General features: G+C 66.9%; 14 protein-coding genes. 10 read left to right on the top strand and 4 right to left on the bottom strand.

The features are described from left to right. Nucleotides 1-47 precede the first annotated feature (47 nt). The 5 genes from AC07XB_RS17095 (at nt 48) to arfB (ending at nt 3,207) form a co-directional block, all read left to right on the top strand. Entirely contained in the window at nt 48-956 is a 909-nt protein-coding gene (locus AC07XB_RS17095; protein WP_492811443.1) for a DMT family transporter, read from the top strand. A 429-nt stretch (nt 957-1,385) separates the two neighbouring features. Continuing rightward, the gene (locus AC07XB_RS17090) at nt 1,386-1,751 is read left to right on the top strand and encodes a hypothetical protein (RefSeq protein ID WP_492373537.1); all 366 of its coding nucleotides are present in this window, start codon (nt 1,386-1,388) and stop codon (nt 1,749-1,751) included. Nucleotides 1,752-1,797: 46 nt separating this feature from the next. Next, nucleotides 1,798-2,205, top strand: a complete 408-nt coding sequence (locus AC07XB_RS17085) for a hypothetical protein (protein WP_492373512.1) — start codon at nt 1,798-1,800, stop codon at nt 2,203-2,205. 91 nt (nt 2,206-2,296) lie between these two features. Continuing rightward, nucleotides 2,297-2,704 (top strand): lytic transglycosylase domain-containing protein, encoded by a 408-nt coding sequence (locus AC07XB_RS17080; RefSeq protein WP_492373536.1) that lies wholly within the window; start codon nt 2,297-2,299, stop codon nt 2,702-2,704. 98 nt (nt 2,705-2,802) lie between these two features. Continuing rightward, nucleotides 2,803-3,207 (top strand): alternative ribosome rescue aminoacyl-tRNA hydrolase ArfB, encoded by a 405-nt coding sequence (gene arfB / locus AC07XB_RS17075; protein WP_150992873.1) that lies wholly within the window; start codon nt 2,803-2,805, stop codon nt 3,205-3,207. A gap of 9 nt (nt 3,208-3,216) precedes the next feature. Here arfB and AC07XB_RS17070 read toward each other — a convergent pair whose 3' ends face one another. Further along, entirely contained in the window at nt 3,217-4,593 is a 1,377-nt protein-coding gene (locus AC07XB_RS17070) for a sensor histidine kinase N-terminal domain-containing protein (RefSeq protein ID WP_492828662.1), read from the bottom strand. After that, nucleotides 4,590-5,258, bottom strand: a complete 669-nt coding sequence (locus AC07XB_RS17065; RefSeq protein ID WP_441635701.1) for a response regulator — start codon at nt 5,256-5,258, stop codon at nt 4,590-4,592. Before AC07XB_RS17065 ends, AC07XB_RS17070 begins: the two co-directional genes overlap by 4 nt. Before the next feature lie 245 nt (nt 5,259-5,503). On the opposite strand from AC07XB_RS17065, the gene AC07XB_RS17060 reads away from it, so the two are divergent. The 3 genes from AC07XB_RS17060 to AC07XB_RS17050 are packed head-to-tail and all read left to right on the top strand — an operon-like array spanning nt 5,504 to nt 8,275. After that, the gene (locus tag AC07XB_RS17060) at nt 5,504-6,520 is read left to right on the top strand and encodes an ABC transporter substrate-binding protein (RefSeq protein WP_492373510.1); all 1,017 of its coding nucleotides are present in this window, start codon (nt 5,504-5,506) and stop codon (nt 6,518-6,520) included. 58 nt (nt 6,521-6,578) lie between these two features. Then, the gene (locus AC07XB_RS17055) at nt 6,579-7,376 is read left to right on the top strand and encodes an ABC transporter ATP-binding protein (RefSeq protein ID WP_492828664.1); all 798 of its coding nucleotides are present in this window, start codon (nt 6,579-6,581) and stop codon (nt 7,374-7,376) included. Nucleotides 7,377-7,411: 35 nt separating this feature from the next. Next, the gene (locus AC07XB_RS17050) at nt 7,412-8,275 is read left to right on the top strand and encodes an ABC transporter permease (protein ID WP_174425798.1); all 864 of its coding nucleotides are present in this window, start codon (nt 7,412-7,414) and stop codon (nt 8,273-8,275) included. A gap of 402 nt (nt 8,276-8,677) precedes the next feature. Here the strand turns inward: AC07XB_RS17050 and AC07XB_RS17045 are convergent, their stop codons facing one another. Then, nucleotides 8,678-9,808, bottom strand: coding sequence for a porin (locus AC07XB_RS17045; protein ID WP_492373508.1), 1,131 nt, complete (start codon nt 9,806-9,808; stop codon nt 8,678-8,680). Nucleotides 9,809-10,049: 241 nt separating this feature from the next. Continuing rightward, the gene (locus AC07XB_RS17040) at nt 10,050-10,721 is read right to left on the bottom strand and encodes a TetR family transcriptional regulator (protein WP_492811450.1); all 672 of its coding nucleotides are present in this window, start codon (nt 10,719-10,721) and stop codon (nt 10,050-10,052) included. A gap of 292 nt (nt 10,722-11,013) precedes the next feature. On the opposite strand from AC07XB_RS17040, the gene AC07XB_RS17035 reads away from it, so the two are divergent. Both AC07XB_RS17035 and AC07XB_RS17030 read left to right on the top strand, forming a co-directional pair. Continuing rightward, a complete protein-coding gene (locus AC07XB_RS17035; protein WP_492828666.1) occupies nt 11,014-14,319 on the top strand; it encodes a bifunctional cytochrome P450/NADPH--P450 reductase in 3,306 nt (1,101 codons plus the stop codon). A 108-nt stretch (nt 14,320-14,427) separates the two neighbouring features. Further along, nucleotides 14,428-15,642: an MFS transporter gene (locus tag AC07XB_RS17030; protein WP_492828668.1), complete on the top strand. Its 1,215-nt coding sequence runs from the start codon at nt 14,428-14,430 to the stop codon at nt 15,640-15,642. Nucleotides 15,643-15,677 lie beyond the last annotated feature (35 nt).

The following is a 15,677-nucleotide window of genomic DNA, read 5'->3' as shown; positions in this document are numbered from 1 at the left end:
TGCGCCGGCCCGGCTAGCCTGCTGCTTTTCCATGGCGGGGGCTGCGCATGCCGGGCAAGCGGGGAAGCTATCTAGGGTATTGCTATCTGACCCTTGCGATGGTGCTGGTTGGCAGCACCGTGATTGCAAGCAAAGTCATTGCGTCCGGCCTGCCGCCGTTCACGGCCACCGCGCTGCGGTTCGCGATCGCCTTGCCTTGCTTGCTGGGCGCGTTGCGGCTGACCGGGGCGTCGTGGCCAAGGCCGCGCGGCCGTGACCGGATCACGCTGGTGGTGCAGGCGGCGGCGGGCAGCGTGGGCTATACGACGCTGCTGATCTCCGGTCTGCGGCTGACCTCGGCCGCGGATGCTGGCGTCATCATTGGTACGCTGCCCGTGGTATCGGCGGTGATTGCGATCCTGCTGCTTGGCGAGCGGCCCCATCGTTTCCTCATGCTCGCGATCGGGCTGGCCACGGCTGGGATTGTCATGGTTGCCTTTCCTTCCGGCGCCGGCAGCGGGCATTCCCTGCTCGGTAACGCGCTCGTCCTGGGAGCCGTAGTGTGCGAGGGGCTGTTCATCCTGCTCAACCGGCGGCTGGACCAGGCGATTGCGCCACTCGCGCTATCAGCGGTCATGTGCGGCATCGGGCTGGTCGCATCCGCGCTGTTTGCTGTGTTCGAGGCGCCGTGGACTTTGGCGTTTTCCACGCAGGCGGTGGCTGCGGTGATCTACTACGCAATCGTGCCAACGGTCGGCGGATTCCTGCTGTGGTACGCAGGTTCGGCGCGCACGAGCGGCAGCGAGGCAGCGCTGTTTACCGCGCTTGCGCCAGTGTCGGCGGTTGTGCTGGCGGCGGTGTTGCTGGGCGAGCGGGTCAGCGTGGCCCAGGTGGCCGGGGTCGGTTGCGTGCTCCTGGCTGTGGCAAGCCTGCTACTGGTGCGGCCGGCAAGCCAGGACGCGGTGCAGGGTCCTTGAGCGCAATCATTGCGCTGCGCGCGTTGTGCCGTTGATACAGCTGCGCGCGCCTCGGCAGGATTTGGGCAGCGGCGGAACCGCCGCCGGCGATTTCCGGCGGCGCTCGCGGTATGGCGCGTGGAGCATTCCGGTCTTGCGCCGCGCGGCTTGTCGAGCACGTGCCTTCCCGGAAAGTGCCATGACCGGCGCGTAGCCGCACCTGCGCGCGCTCCGGCTGCCCGGCGCGAGGCACTGTCAATCCGCAAACAGAAGCAATTTCTCCCCTTAATTGCGCCTTTTCGCCCGATCGGCCCAATGCGTAAATGGCCCGCATTAAACGCCTAGGGAAGCCATTCCATGTGCCATATCGCAGACAAAGTGCCCCGCGAACGGACGCGCCGGGCCGTCGCTCACTCTCGGCTGCAGGGCGCGTGGGCAAAGCGCCTGGCGATGCCGCTGGCCGGCTCGGCAGCCTTGCTCGCGCTGGCGGGTTGTGCCCAACTGCCTGCCACTGCGACGGCGGACGCGCCGGCGCCGCAGAGCACGATTGTGAGCTTCGTGATCCCGCCCGATGCGCTTGGCGCGCGCGATGCGCAACTCGCGGCCGTGCTTACCAAGGCCGGCGCGCTGGCGGCCCGGCAGAAGCAGCCGGCGACCATTGTCGTCACCGCGCTCGGCCAGGACTTGCCCTACCTCAACCAGGCGATCTGGAAAGGCGTACCGGCACAGCGCACCACTGCCGTCCACCTCGAGAACCTGACGGCCGGCACGAGCCAGCCGTACAGCGTGACGATCAAGACGGCGCAATCGCAGTAGCACCGCGACAACACTGCAATAACACCGCAACAAGGAGCTGCAGCCGATGCACCGCCTCATCCTGTTTGCCGTCAGCCTGGCGCTGGCCATGCCGGCCCTTGCCACCGAGCCTGGCGCCGATGTCCGTCCTGCCTTGCCGGCAGCCGCACCGGCGGCGGACAAGGTTTATCCACCGCTGCCAACCCTGGCCATGTTGCCGCCCGCGAGCGGCAGTGACGAGCTCAGCGCGCCGCGCGTGGGACACACCGCCAGGGCCCGGATCAAAGCGCTGCCCGCGCCGGAACGCAAGAGCCTCGCGCCGGTGGTGCGGCTGGTGGTTTCGGACACCTCGCGTGCGTACCTGGACACCATCGGACGTCAGCTCGACCTGGCCCTGCAGCAGTCGTCCCCGCCCGGGTCGGCTGAAGATCATCGCCAACGTCTGGCAAGCGAGGGCATCAATCGTGTCCGTTAACACCCATACGAAGGCAGCCCGCCTGCGCCCGCACCGCGAGCATGCCGGCACGCTCGCGGGCAGCTTGCCGGCGGTTTCGCTGTTGCTGCTGATGATGTTCCATGGTGCGGCCCGCGCGCAGGATTGCTTCGAGCAAGCGGGCACCTACCAGGGCGTCAATCCCTCGGTGCTGCGTGCCATCGCGTGGTTCGAGTCGAAGGGCGATCCCGCCGCGGTGAACCGCAATGCGAACGGGTCGATCGACGTTGGGCAGTTGCAGATCAACTCGGTGCATTTCAACGACCTGGCACGCCACGGCGTGCCGAGCCGCGCGCTGACCGACTCGTGCGTCAACGTCTATGTCGCTGCCTGGCTGCTAAAGCAAAAGATGGTGAGGCATGGCAACACCTGGCGCGCCATTGGCGCCTACCACTCCGAATCGCCGGGGCAGCGCGACGCTTACGCGCGCAGCATCCAGCGAATCCTGGTGGCCTGGGGCGAGCTGCCGTCGGCCCGCTAGCGCATGGGTAGCGCATGGGTAGTGCATGGGTAGTGCATGGGTAGTGCATGGGTAGTGCATGGGAGCGGGCCGCATCGGCCCTTGCTATCATGCGTGCCATGCAGCCCGACATCACCATCCTCCACACCGAATACGAGATCACCGCGATCCGCGCGCAAGGCGCGGGCGGGCAAAACATCAACAAGGTGTCCAACGCGGTGCACCTGCGCTTCGATGTCCGCGCCTCGTCGCTGGAGGAAGGGCACAAGGCGCGGCTGCTGCAACTGCATGACCACCGCATCACGCGCGACGGCGTGGTCGTGATCAAGGCGCAGCAACACCGCAGCCTGGAGATGAATCGGGAAGAGGCGGTGCAGCGCCTGCACGACCTGGTGCGCAGCGTGGCTACGCCGCCGCGCACGCGCCGCCCCACGCGGCCCACCTTCGGCTCGAAGATGCGGCGCCTCGAGGGCAAGAGCCAGCGCAGCCAGGTCAAGGCGCAACGCGGCAAGGTGGTGGACTAGGCGCGACGCTCAGGCGGCCAGAGGCAGGCGCACCGTCAGCGTGACGCCGCGCCCGCCGATGCCCGGGCTCAGGCTTACCTGGCCTTGCGCCGTCAGCACGATCTCCTTGACGATGGCAAGCCCCAGGCCACTGCCTTCCTGGTTCGGCAGCGCGTTGCGGTAGAAACGATCGAATATCTTGGGCCGCGCTTCCGCGGGAATGCCAGGACCGTTGTCGCTCACCGCGAGGACGGCACTGTTCGCCTCGAGGGTCAGGGCCACGGTGACCTGGCCTTGCGCCGGCGTGTAGCGGATCGCGTTGTCGACCAGGTTCGATACCACGGCTGCCATCATCCACTCGTTGACGCTCACCCGTGCACTGTCGACCGCCAGCTCGGCGCCCAGGTCTATGCCCTTGCGCTGCGCCAGCACCACCATGTCTTCCAGCACGTTGGTCACCAGCGGCACCAGGTCCGCGCCTTGCTGCGCGGCACCGGCACTGCGCGCGGCTTCCGCCTGCGACAGCAGCAACAGCTTGTTGGCCAGGTTGGTCATGGCCTGTGTGCTGGTCTCCATCGAGCCGAGGATCTCGCGCAGCCTGGCGTCATCGTCCACCCGCGCGGCAAACTCCAGCTGCGCTCCCAGCACCGCGAGCGGCGTGCGGATCTGGTGCGCGGCATCGGCAATAAAGCGCTTTTGCTGGCGCACATATTCGTTCAGGCGCTGGATGCATTGGTTGATCGCCTCGACAATGGGCCGCAACTCCTGCGGCAGGTCGATTGCGCTCACCGGTACCAGATCCATCGGGTCGCGTCCCGCCACTTCGTCTTTCACGCGCAGCAGCGGGCTCAGCTCCACCGTGAGCCCGATCATCACCAGCCCCACGGCCAGCACCAGCATCACCACTTCGCGCAGCAGCGCCGGCATGCGCAGGCTGCGAACCAGCTCGTGGTTGCCGATCAGTGTCTGCCCCACGGTGACGGTGACCTTGCGGGCCTCGCCGGAGTCGAACATCGTGCGGGTGGCTTGCACTACCCGCACTGGCTGCGACTGGAAACGGGAAGAGTAGAACACCGGGCTGGCGGCACCCGCCATCGGTGGCTGCTCAAAGCGCGGATTGCCGGCCAGGATCCGGCCGCGATCGTCGACCACGTTGTAGAAAACGTGGTCGCCATAGGGCGAGTCGAACAGGGACAGCGCCGACGGTGGCACCTGCACCGTGATGCGTCCGTCCGCCCACGCGATGTGGCCCGCGATGACGTCGGCCGAAGCTTGCAGCGCGCGGTCTTGCACGCGGTTTGCGGTATCGGCCGCACTCAGGTAGGCGGCATAGCTGCTGATGCCCACAAAGCCCGCCAGCGGCACCAGCAGCCATAGCAGCAACCGTACGCGCAGGCTGTGGATCATTGCTTTTGCTGCAGCAGGTAGCCCAGGCCGCGCAGCGTCATGATGGTGGCCTGGCAGCCCTCGAGCTTCTTGCGGATGCGATGGATATAAATCTCGATGGCGTCCTCGCTAGCCTCCTCGTCGAGCGAATACACGCCCGACATGAGGCTCGCCTTGGACACGGTCTTGCCGAGCCGCATCATCAGGATTTCCAGTGCGGTGTGCTCTTTCAGGCGCAGCGAAAGCAGCTCGCCCGCGACATAGAACTGCCGCGTGTCGGTGTTGTAGGTGAGGTCGCCGCAAGCCAGTTCGGCTTGCTTCTCCCCGGTCTGCCGCCGCGCCAGGGCTTTGATGCGCGCGACCAGTTCCCGCACTTCGAAAGGCTTGACGAGGTAGTCGTCGGCGCCCAGGCCCAGGCACTCCACTTTTTCGTCGATCGACGCGCTTGCCGTCACCACCAATACCGGCACGTTGTTGCGGCGCGCGCGCAGCCGGCGCAATACGCTCTTGCCGGCCAGGCGCGGGATCTGCAGGTCTAGCAGCACCACGTCGTAGCTCTGCGTCTGCAGCAACTGATCGGCGTACTCGCCGTCCAGCGCGGTATCGACCATGAAGCGCTCTTCCTTCAGCAGCCTCGCTAGCCAGTGGATGAGCGAAGCGTTGTCTTCGATCAGCAATACCTTCATGAACCGCTCTGGTGAGGACCTACTGTTGCCGGGGTCTCCTTTTACCACTGCCCGCCACGCCGCAGACACAGCACCGCATCGGGATATTCCCTGAGATGCGGCGAAAGCTGCGTGAAGGTTTGCGCTGCCTAGAATGCTTCGAACCCCGCGCTGTGGCCCCGGCGAGCGCGGAGGCACGCCGTAACCAGAGCCCAATCATGCCCCGGCCACCAAGACCTGGCGCCAGCAAAACAAGGGAGACAAAGATGAATGCATACAGGAAGGGCGCGCTTGCCATGGCCTCCGCAGCACTTGCGGCACTTGCAGCTGCGCACACGGCGCAGGCGGCCGATGGAAAGCTGTCGATCATGGTGGGCGGCGCGACCAAGATCATCTACCTGCCGGCCAGGCTGACCGAGCAGCTGGGCTACTTCAAGGAGGAGGGGCTCGATGTCGAGATCCTCTCGCAGCCGGCCGGGGTCGACGCCGAAAACGAACTGCTGGCCGGCGCGGTGCAGGGCGTGGTGGGCTTCTACGATCACACCATCGATCTGCAGAGCAAGGGCAAGGAAGTGGAGGCCGTGGTGGTGTTCGGCAAGGTGCCGGGCGAGGTGGAGATGGTGGCCACGCGTGCGGCCGGCCAGATCAAGAGCATGGCCGATGTGAAAGGCAAGACGCTCGGTGTGACGGGCCTGGGCTCGTCGACCAACTTCCTGACGCAGTACCTGGCCTTCAAGGCGGGTGTGGCGCCCAGCCAGTACACGGTGCTGCCGGTCGGCGCCGATAACAGTTTCATGGCCGCGATCCGCCAGAGCCGCATCGATGCCGGCATGACCACCGAGCCCACCATCTCGCAATTGCTCAAGACCGGTGAGGCGCAGGTGCTGGTCGACATGCGCACGGCCGAGGGTACCACCCAGGCGCTGGGCGGGCTCTATCCGGCCTCCAGCCTTTATATGCAGCGCACCTGGGTGGAAGGACACAAGGAGCAGGTGCAGAAGCTGGCGCGCGCCTTCGTCAAGACCATGCGCTTTATCAAGACCCACAGCGCTGAGGAGATCGCGCAGAAGATGCCCAAGGACTACTACGGCAATAACCGCGAGCTCTACGTCAAGGCCCTGGGCGCCTCGCTGCCCATGTTCACCGACGACGGCAGAATGCCCGCCGGCGGCCCCGAAACGGTGCTCAAGGTGCTCGCCTCGTTCGATCCGACGGTCAAGGGCAAGCACATCGAACTGGGCCGCACCTTTACCAACGAGTTCGTCGACCGCGCCGCCAAGTGAGGCGCCAGGCGAACAACCGGTTCGCGCCGCCGGCGCGCGCGCACTGCAAGGAAACCTCATGACCAATACCATGCCGCAAGATGCGCCGGCCATCGAATTCGAGCGCGTCTCCTGCCGCTTCATCGCACCCGATGGCACTGCCACCGTGGCGTTGCGCGACTTCTCCATGTGTGTGGGCAAGGGCGAGTTCGTCGCCATTGTCGGGCCGACGGGATGCGGCAAATCGACCACACTGAGCCTGATCACCGGCTTGCTCAAGCCGAGCACCGGCGAGGTGCGCCTGATGGGCAAACGCGTGACCGGCATCGATCCGCGCATCGGCTTCGTGTTCCAGGCCGATGCGGTCTTCCCGTGGCGCTCGGTGCTGCACAACGTGGCGGCCGGGCCGCTGTTCCGCGGCGCCGGCCGCGACCAGGCCTATGGCCTGGCCGAGGAATGGGTGCGCAAGGTCGGCCTGGCCAAGTTCAGCAACCACTACCCGCATCAGTTGTCGGGCGGCATGCGCAAGCGCGTGGCGCTGGCGCAGACCTTCATCAACAACCCGCAGATCCTGCTGATGGACGAGCCATTCAGCGCGCTGGACATGCAGACCCGCACGCTGATGCAGGACGAGCTGCTGCAGCTCTGGTCGCAGAACGCCGGCTCGGTGGTGTTCGTCACGCACGACCTGGAAGAAGCCATCGCCATGGCCGACAGGGTCTTCGTGCTGACCGCGCGTCCGGCCACCCTCAAGCGTGTCTATGAGATCGACCTGCCACGCCCGCGCGTGACTTCGGAGATCCGCTACGAAAAGCACTTTGTCGAACTGTCGCGCGAGATCTGGGCCGATCTGCGCGAAGAAGTCCACATCGACTGATGCCGCGCCGCCAACCGTAGCCAATGCCAACGCCAATGCCAATACCAATGAATATGGAAGCAAACACGGCCCTTGCCGACGAACTCGACGTCTTTGAACGGGAAGCCAGGCTAGCCATGCGCCGGCGCCGCCAACTGATCATCACCCTGCGCATTGCCTTGCTGGTGGTGGCGCTGGGCGGTTGGGAGCTGGCGGGGCGGCTGCACTGGATCGACCCGTTCTTCTTCTCCATGCCCTCGCTGATTGCGGAGCAGATCTATGACTGGTTCGTCAACGGCACCTCGCAGGGCCCGCTGCTGGAGCAGGTGGCGGTCACGCTGGAAGAGACCGGGCTGGGCTTCCTCATCGGCTCGGTCGCCGGCGTGATCTGCGGCATCGTGCTCGGGCGCAACAAGCTGCTGGCCGATGTGTTCAGCATCTACATCCAGATTGCCAACTCCATTCCACGCGTGGTGCTGGGCTCGATCTTCGTGATCGCGCTGGGCCTGGGCATGGCCTCCAAGGTGGCACTGGCGGTGGTGATGGTGTTCTTCGTGGTGTTCGGCAATGCCTTCCAGGGCGTGCGCGAAGCCGACCGCTACCTGATCGCCAATGCGCAGATCCTCGGCGCGTCCAAACGGCAGCTGACCTTCGCCGTGGTGGTGCCGTCGGCGTTGAGCTGGATCCTGGCCAGCCTGCACGTCAGCTTCGGCTTCGCGCTGGTCGGCGCCGTGGTGGGCGAGTTCCTGGGTTCCAAGCAGGGCATCGGCCTGCTGATCGCCACGGCGCAGGGCGCCTTCAATGCCAGCGGCGTGTTCGCCGCCATGATCGTGCTGGCGGTGGTGGCGCTTGCCGCGGATTTCTTGCTGACCACGCTGGAAAACCGCCTGCTTAAATGGAAGCCGGGCAACCTGGCCTGACCTTACGTCGCGGCGGCACAGCGCAATAGCGCTACGCACGCGCCGGGACGCCATCTCCCTTGCCCACGCCGACTCCCCGTCGGGGTGGGCCTTTTTACTTGGTTCGCCGGACTTCCTGCGAGCGCCCGCCCTCTCCCCCGGCCCCTCCCACAAGTGGGAGAGGGGAGCAGACCAGTGGCATTGAACGGAGCCGACGGAAGGGCCAACACCGCACGCCATCACGACGGCAGTCTCTTCCTCTCACCCCAGCCCATCTCTCACAAGTGGGAGATGGCGGCACACTTGAAGCACGGAAGAAGCACGGAACGATGCCGCCAGGCGAAAAAAACCCGGCTTGTGGCCGGGACAAGGAAAGTTCGGAGCCAGGCCCGCGCCGCCAGGCGCAGGCCGATGCAACGGGGGTCAGAAGCGCGTGCGCATGCCCACCGCGAATTCGCTCTGGTGCGCGAAGCCGTTCGATTGCGCGGCGTGATAGCCGTGCTGCAGGAACATGTAGTCGGCCGCGAGGTAGACCTCGGTGCGCTTCGAGAAGTGGTAGAAGATCGAGCCGTACACCGTGTTCTTGCGGCCGCTGTCGGTCGCGGTGGAGCCAGCGGTGTTGCCATAAGCATTGATGGTGAAGCCGTCGGCATTCAGGGCGGCGTGGCCGGCCTTCATCATCTGGTAGCCGATCTCATAGTCGAAGGCGCCTGCCGGGTCGATCTTGAGCGACACAGTGTAGGCGTCGTCCTTGCGCTGGCCCAGCGCGCCCTGCTCCGCGGTGTAGTGGAAATAGCCCGCGCTGGCGCGCACGATGCCCCACACATAGTTGCCGCCAGCCGAATAGGTTCGGTTGCGCTGGCCATTCACGTTGGCCTGCGTGAAGAAGCTCGAGACGTGGAAGTTCCCGCCGTTGTAGCCCAGGGTGACCGTCTCCGTGGTGTTGCGCGACGGCGCGCCCGGCACTTCGCCGAACTGGTAACCCGCGCCGGCGGTCAGGCCGTTGTCGAACAGCTTCTTCCACACCACGCCGTTGTCCATGCGCGTGCCGGTGGCGCTGCCCGCGTAGAACACCAGCTGCTTGAAGTTGTTGTTGTTGGTGTAGCCGCCTTCCTCGGTCGTGATCGCGGCCGGGCCGTAGGGGTCTCCATAGAGGCCCGAAGCCATCGGGTCGCGCCCGAGTGCATTCTGGCGGCCAAAGGTCAGCTTGCCGAAGACATCGCTGTTGATGCCGACCCAGGCGTCGCGGTTGAACAGCACGCCGGGGGTGTCCATCGCGCCGTTGTAGCTCTGGAATTCGCTCTCCAGCTTGAAGATCACCTTGGTGCCGAAGCCGATGTCTTCCGCTCCAGTCAGGCCCCAGCGGTTGCCGCTGAACCACGCCGGCTGGTGGTAGCCGGTGAGGCGGTCACCCTTGGCGTCGGCGTTGCTGATGGTGCTGATGGTGGTGTCGATGAGGCCATACAGCGTCACGTTCGATTGCGCGTTGGCGTGGCCGGCAAAGGCCGCGCCGATTGCCAGCGCGAGGGCTGTGGTTTTGGTTTGGGCTTTCAAGTTGATCTCCTCGGGGCTCGCTAGTCTTGTCGATGAATCCGGCTGCTCGGGGGCGGGACGCGTGTCCCGGCCATGAGAGAAGCCCCTGCATCGTAGGCATGGCAAGCCTTCATCCAGCTTTCCCGCCGTTGCGCGGCTGGCTCAGGGAAAATACCGAGGAGACCCGGCAGGGCTGGCGTTCAGCCGCTTGTTCAGGCGCTTGCCGCCCGCATTGCAAACGCAGCCGCAGCGGCCGGCGCGCTCAGTGCGGCCGGCGTTCCGTTGGCTTGCGCTTGCGCGCAGGTGCGGGTACGGGCGCCGGCTGATCCTGCGCCCGCTGCTGTTCGGCTGCGCCGCGCAGCAGCCAGCTGATCAACTGCTTGGATTGCTGGATGCGCAGGCGGCGTCCCTTGGCGTTATCTTCGAGATAGTCCGTCGACAGGTGGAACAGGTAGGACACCACGTAGCCGCAGAGGTCGTCGACGATGGGGCGCGACAGGCCCGGGCAGAGCGCCAGCCTCTCGATGTCTTCCGCCATCTCGCCGGCGATATCCGCCAGCACCTGGCGCACCGCTTCGCGCAGCGCCGGCTGCGGGCCGGTGCTGCCGCACACGCCGACAAAGAAGGCGTCGGGGTGGGCATCGGCGTAGGCGAAGAAGGCGTCGCAGGCGCGGGTGGCGACCTCGCCCGGGTTGTCCTGCGCCACCGCCCAGCGCACCGCGCGCAGCATGGGCCGCAGTTCGTTGCCGACCTCGGCCACGGCGCTCAGCGCCAGGTCTTCCATGTCGCGGAAGTGGCGATAGAAGGTATTGGGGTTCAGCCCCGCTTCGCGCGCCAGCTCGCGCAGGCCGAGGCCTGCGAAGCTGCGCCTGGCTGCCGCCAGGCGCAGCGCCGCGTCGATCAGTTTGCGTTTGCCGCCGGCAACGTCTTCCATGGTGTGAGGCAAAAAAGTTAAGGCCGGGATACACCGGCTTGAATACGCCGGCTAGAGCGAATCCGGTTTGGAATTGACACTCGGTCTACATTCGTCTACTTTGCTGCAAAAGTAGACGGTTGTCTACGTCGACTTGCAGGGATAGCCTTGTACGTCATGTACGTCATGTACGTCATGTACGTCATGCACCCGGCAGAAAACAAAAAAACGAACAAGAGACACAAGGCGGCGCCTGAGCCCCTTGGCCCAACCCCGGCGTTTCGCCCGCCGACTACCATCTGGTGACCTGAACATGCAGCGCGCCTCCACTCCCGCCTCCGCCGCTCCGGCCGCAATCTCGGCAACCGCAGCAACCATTCCGGCGGCGCAGCCCGCACGCTCGCTCGAACCTATCCCGCGCGACCCGGGCTGGCCGCTGGTTGGCAACCTGTTGCAGGTCACGCCGGGCAAGGTCGGGCAGCACCTGCTGGCGCGCAGCCGCGCCTTCGATGGCATTTTCGAACTGGATTTCGCCGGGCGCCGGGTGGCGTTCGTGAGCGACGCCGCGCTGGTGGGCGAGCTGTCGGATGGGCAGCACTTTCGCAAGATCGTCGGGCCGCCGCTGTCGTACCTGCGCGACCTGGCTGGCGACGGCCTGTTCACCGCGCATGCCGAGGAAGAGAACTGGGGCCGTGCTCACCGCATCCTGATGCCCGCCTTCAGCCAGCGCGCGATGAAGGGCTACTTCGACGTGATGCTGCGCGTGGCCAACCGGCTGGTCGACAAGTGGGACCGCCAGGGCGCCGACACCGACATCCCGATCGCCGACGACATGACCCGGCTCACGCTGGACACCATTGCGCTGTCAGGCTTCGGCTATGACTTCGATTCGTTCTCGCGCGAGCAGCTCCATCCCTTTATCGACGCCATGGTCGGCGCGCTCGAGGAGGCCATGGGCAAGCTCACGCGCTTTGCGCTGCAGGACAAGTTCATGCACAAGGCGCACCGCAAGTTCGCCAACGATATCCAGTACATGCGAGAGCTGGTGGATGACGTGGTGCGGCAGCGCCGCGCCGCGGCCGGCAAGAACGCCGGACAGCCGCCCGCGCACGACCTGCTCAACCTGATGCTGGAGGCGCGCGACCCCGATACCGACCAGCGCCTGGACGACGTGAACATCCGCAACCAGGTCATCACCTTCCTGATCGCGGGGCACGAGACCACCAGCGGCCTGCTCACGTTCGCGCTGTATGAGCTGCTGCGCCATCCCGGCGTGCTGGCGCAAGCCTATGCCGAGGTGGACGCGGTGCTGCCGGGCGACGCGCCGCCGGTCTATGCCGACCTGGCGAAGCTGCAGGTGATTGACCGCGTGCTCAAGGAAACGCTGCGCCTGTGGCCCACGGCGCCCGCCTTTGCGGTGGCGCCATTCGAGGACACGGTGATCGGCGGGCGCTACCTGATCCGCAAGGATCGGCGCGTCTCGGTGGTGCTCACCGCGCTGCACCGCGACCCGAAAGTGTGGGCCGATCCGGAGACCTTCGACATCGACCGCTTCCTGCCCGAGAACGAGGCCAGGATCCATCCCCACGCCTACAAGCCGTTCGGCAATGGCGAGCGCGCCTGCATCGGCCGCCAGTTCGCGCTGACCGAAGCCAAGCTCGCGCTGGCCCTGATGTTGCGCAATTTCCAGTTCAGCGATCCGCACGATTACCAGTTCCGCATCAAGGAAACGCTGACCCTGAAGCCGGATGCGTTCACGCTGCGTGCACGGCGGCGCCGGGCGCATGAGCGCATTGCTGCCGCGGCTGCGCCCGGCGCTGCCAGCGCGCAGTCGCAAGCCCCGGCGGTGCGCGGCAACGGCCAGCCCCTTGCTGTGCTGTGCGGCTCCAGCCTGGGCACCGCGCGCGAGCTGGCCGAGCAGATCCACGCCGGCGCGCTGGCGGCCGGCTTTGCCGCCACGCTGCGCGACCTGGACGAAGCCGTAGGCGCCTTGCCCACCGATGGGCTTGCCGTGATCGTGGCGGCGACCTACAACGGGCGCGCACCCGATTCAGCGCGACGCTTCGAAGCGATGCTCGATAGCGGTGATGCCGGCGGCTACCGCGCAGAAGGCCTGCGCTTTGCGTTGCTAGGCTGCGGCAATTCGCAATGGGCTACGTACCAGGCATTCCCCAAGCGGCTGCACGACTTCTTCAGCGCGGCCGGCGCGGCGCCTTTGCTCGCGCGGGGCGAGGCGGATGGCAATGGCGACTTCGACCAGGCTGCGGAGTCGTGGCTCGCCGCGCTGTGGCAATCGCTGCAGGCGCTGCGCGTGGAGCAGGGCGCGGCACCCGATGCGGCGGGCGCCAGCCAGATCGCGGTGCGGCTGCGCGATATCGCCACCATCCGTGCCAGCACGCTGCCGCCGTCGACGCAGGCCTTCACGGTGCTGGCCAACACGGAGCTGGTGAACGATCCGGCGGGGCTGTGGGACTTCGCGCTGGAAGCGCCGCGCACCGCCACGCGCGACATCCAGCTGCGCCTGCCGGAAGGCGCAAGCTACGCGAGCGGCGATCATCTTGCGGTGTATCCACAGAACCATCCCGCCACCGTGCGGGACCTGTGCGAGCGGCTCGATCTCGATCCCAACGCCATGGTGACGCTGTCCGCCGCGCCTGGCTGCGCCGCGCGCGGGCTGCCACTGGACGAGGCATTGCCCTTGCGCGAACTGCTGACGCATTTCATCGAGCTGCAAGACGTGGTGTCGCGCCAGACGCTGCGCACGCTGCTGCAATACACACGTTGCCCGTTCACGCGTGCGGCGCTGGAGCGGCTCGGCTCGGACCACGCGCAAGAGGGCTACGCGGCGCGCGTGGCGTCGCAGCGGCTGGGGCTGGTGGATGTGCTGGTCAGCCACCCCGCCATCGCGCTCACGCTGCCGGGCCTGCTGGCTTGCACAGTGCCGATGCGGCCGCGCTTCTATTCCATCGCGTCGTCGCCCCTGGTCGCACCGGACGTGGCGACGATCACGGTCGGCACCGTGTGGTCGCCCGCGCTTTCGGGGCGCGGCATGTTCCGTGGCGTGGCATCCACCTGGCTGCAAGGACTCGCGCCTGGCGCGGTGGTGGCGGCCGCGATCCGCACGCCCAACCCGGCCTTCGCGCCCGATCCCGACCCGGCGCGGCCGATGATCCTGGTCGGGCCAGGCACGGGCATCGCGCCGTTCCGCGGCTTCCTGGAAGAGCGCGCGGCGCAGAAGGCCGCCGGACAGGCGGTAGCCGCCAGCCAGTTTTATTACGGCTGCCGCCATCCCGGGCACGACTGGCTGTACCGCGATGACGTCGCACGCTGGCAGGCCGAGGGCGTGGTGCAGGCGCATGCGGCTTACTCCACTACCGCCGCTGCGGACCAGCGCTATGTGCAGCATCTGCTATGGCGCGATCGCCAGGCCATTTGGGCAATGCTGCAGGACGGCGCCACGATCTATGTGTGCGGCGATGGCCGGCAGATGGCGCCGGCGGTTCGGCGCACGCTGATCGAGATCGCGGCGCAGCAGGGCGGCATGAGCGAGGCCGCGGCCTCCGACTGGCTGGCAGGCATGGTGGCGCAGGGACGTTACCGCCAGGACGTGTTCAACTAGCCCAGCCAGGAGCCAGTTGGCAGGATTCTGCGGATCATTGTCAGCCGCCACGCTCGCGCTTTTCGTACGCTCGGTGCCATCCCCGTCTCTTCCTCACCGGAGCGCCCGATGGCACGTCCCGCGATGTCCCAAGCCCGGGTCCTGGCAATCTGCCAGGCCTTGTTCACTTCGGCGCTGTCGGTCGACCTGACCCTGACCGGGCTGGTCGGCTACACGCTCGCGCCCGACAAGGCGCTGGCCACGCTGCCGTTCGCGCTGATCACGGTGGCGTCGGCGCTCACCGCCATCGCGGCCGCTTTCCTGATCGAGCGGCTGGGGCGCCGCATCGCTTTTTCGCTCGGCGGGCTCGCGTGCTGCGCAGGCGGGCTGGTGTCGGTGTGGGCCATCTCGCACCATGACTTCGTGGCGTTCTGCGTGGGCACGGCGCTGGTCGGCGTGTTCCAGGCGTTCGCGCGCTTCTACCGGCTGGCCGCGGCGGACGCCGCCGCGCCTGTGGATAAGCCGCGCGCCATTTCCACCGTGCTCACCGGCGGCGTGGTGGCCGCCGTGTGCGGGCCCGCCATCGCCGCGTGGAGCAGCGACCTGATGGTGGCGCAGCCCTTTGCCGGATCGTATGCGGTGGTCGCGGTGTTCGGCATGGCCACGGTCCTGCTGCTGGCCCTTGGCTACCGCGAGCCAAAGGCGCACGCAGGCGCGGCGGCGGCCGATCATGGCGCCGCGGCGTTGCCCGCGCGCCCGCTCGCCGAGATCGCGCGCCGGCCGGTGTTCCTGGCGGCGTTTGCCAACAACGGCATCGGCAACGCCGTGATGATGTTCGTGATGACTGCCACGCCGATTGCCGCGGTGGCGTGCAGCCATACCATCACGCAGGGCGCGCAGATCATCGAGTGGCACCTGGTGGGCATGTACGCGCCGTCCTTCTTCTCCGGCTGGCTGCTGCAGCGTTTTGGGCGCGGGCCGATGTTGATGTGCGGCATCGCGCTCGCTGCAATGGGTTCGCTCGTGGCCCTGGCCTCGACGGCGTTGCCAGCCTTTTATGTCGCCTTGTTGTGCCTTGGCATTGGCTGGAACTTCATGTTTGTCGGCGGCACCACGCTGCTGGCGGAAAGCTACCGGCCCGCCGAGCGCGCGCGGACCCAGGCGCTGGCCGAATTCTCCGCCGCCGCGCTGACCGCGCTGGCCACGCTCGCGGCCGGGCAGGTGCTGTACCGCTATGGCTGGCAGGCCGTCAACCTCGCCGTGCTGCCAGCGCTGGCGGTGGCGCTGCTGGTCACGCTAGGCTGGCGGCGCGGCACGCCGCGCGCGGCGGTGCTGGCCGGATAAGCGCCGGCGCCGGTATGATCGGCCGCAACCGCACT

It is taken from the genome of Cupriavidus sp. GW821-FHT02F09 (assembly GCF_059421605.1).
The sequence above is the reverse complement of the archived record's forward strand: the minus strand, read 5'-3'. Positions and strand labels throughout refer to the sequence as shown.

Bases quoted from the DNA above. Each gene is read 5' to 3' on its own strand.
- AC07XB_RS17035 (WP_492828666.1), top strand. From the start codon at position 11,014: ATGCAGCGCGCCTCCACTCCCGCCTCCGCCGCTCCGGCCGCAATCTCG.
- AC07XB_RS17070 (WP_492828662.1), bottom strand. From the start codon at position 4,593: ATGATCCACAGCCTGCGCGTACGGTTGCTGCTATGGCTGCTGGTGCCG.
- AC07XB_RS17050 (WP_174425798.1), top strand. From the start codon at position 7,412: ATGCCAATACCAATGAATATGGAAGCAAACACGGCCCTTGCCGACGAA.
- AC07XB_RS17030 (WP_492828668.1), top strand. From the start codon at position 14,428: ATGGCACGTCCCGCGATGTCCCAAGCCCGGGTCCTGGCAATCTGCCAG.
- AC07XB_RS17060 (WP_492373510.1), top strand. From the start codon at position 5,504: ATGAATGCATACAGGAAGGGCGCGCTTGCCATGGCCTCCGCAGCACTT.
- AC07XB_RS17095 (WP_492811443.1), top strand. From the start codon at position 48: ATGCCGGGCAAGCGGGGAAGCTATCTAGGGTATTGCTATCTGACCCTT.
- AC07XB_RS17065 (WP_441635701.1), bottom strand. From the start codon at position 5,258: ATGAAGGTATTGCTGATCGAAGACAACGCTTCGCTCATCCACTGGCTA.
- arfB (WP_150992873.1), top strand. From the start codon at position 2,803: ATGCAGCCCGACATCACCATCCTCCACACCGAATACGAGATCACCGCG.
- AC07XB_RS17055 (WP_492828664.1), top strand. From the start codon at position 6,579: ATGACCAATACCATGCCGCAAGATGCGCCGGCCATCGAATTCGAGCGC.
- AC07XB_RS17080 (WP_492373536.1), top strand. From the start codon at position 2,297: ATGATGTTCCATGGTGCGGCCCGCGCGCAGGATTGCTTCGAGCAAGCG.
- AC07XB_RS17085 (WP_492373512.1), top strand. From the start codon at position 1,798: ATGCACCGCCTCATCCTGTTTGCCGTCAGCCTGGCGCTGGCCATGCCG.
- AC07XB_RS17090 (WP_492373537.1), top strand. From the start codon at position 1,386: ATGCCGCTGGCCGGCTCGGCAGCCTTGCTCGCGCTGGCGGGTTGTGCC.
- AC07XB_RS17040 (WP_492811450.1), bottom strand. From the start codon at position 10,721: ATGGAAGACGTTGCCGGCGGCAAACGCAAACTGATCGACGCGGCGCTG.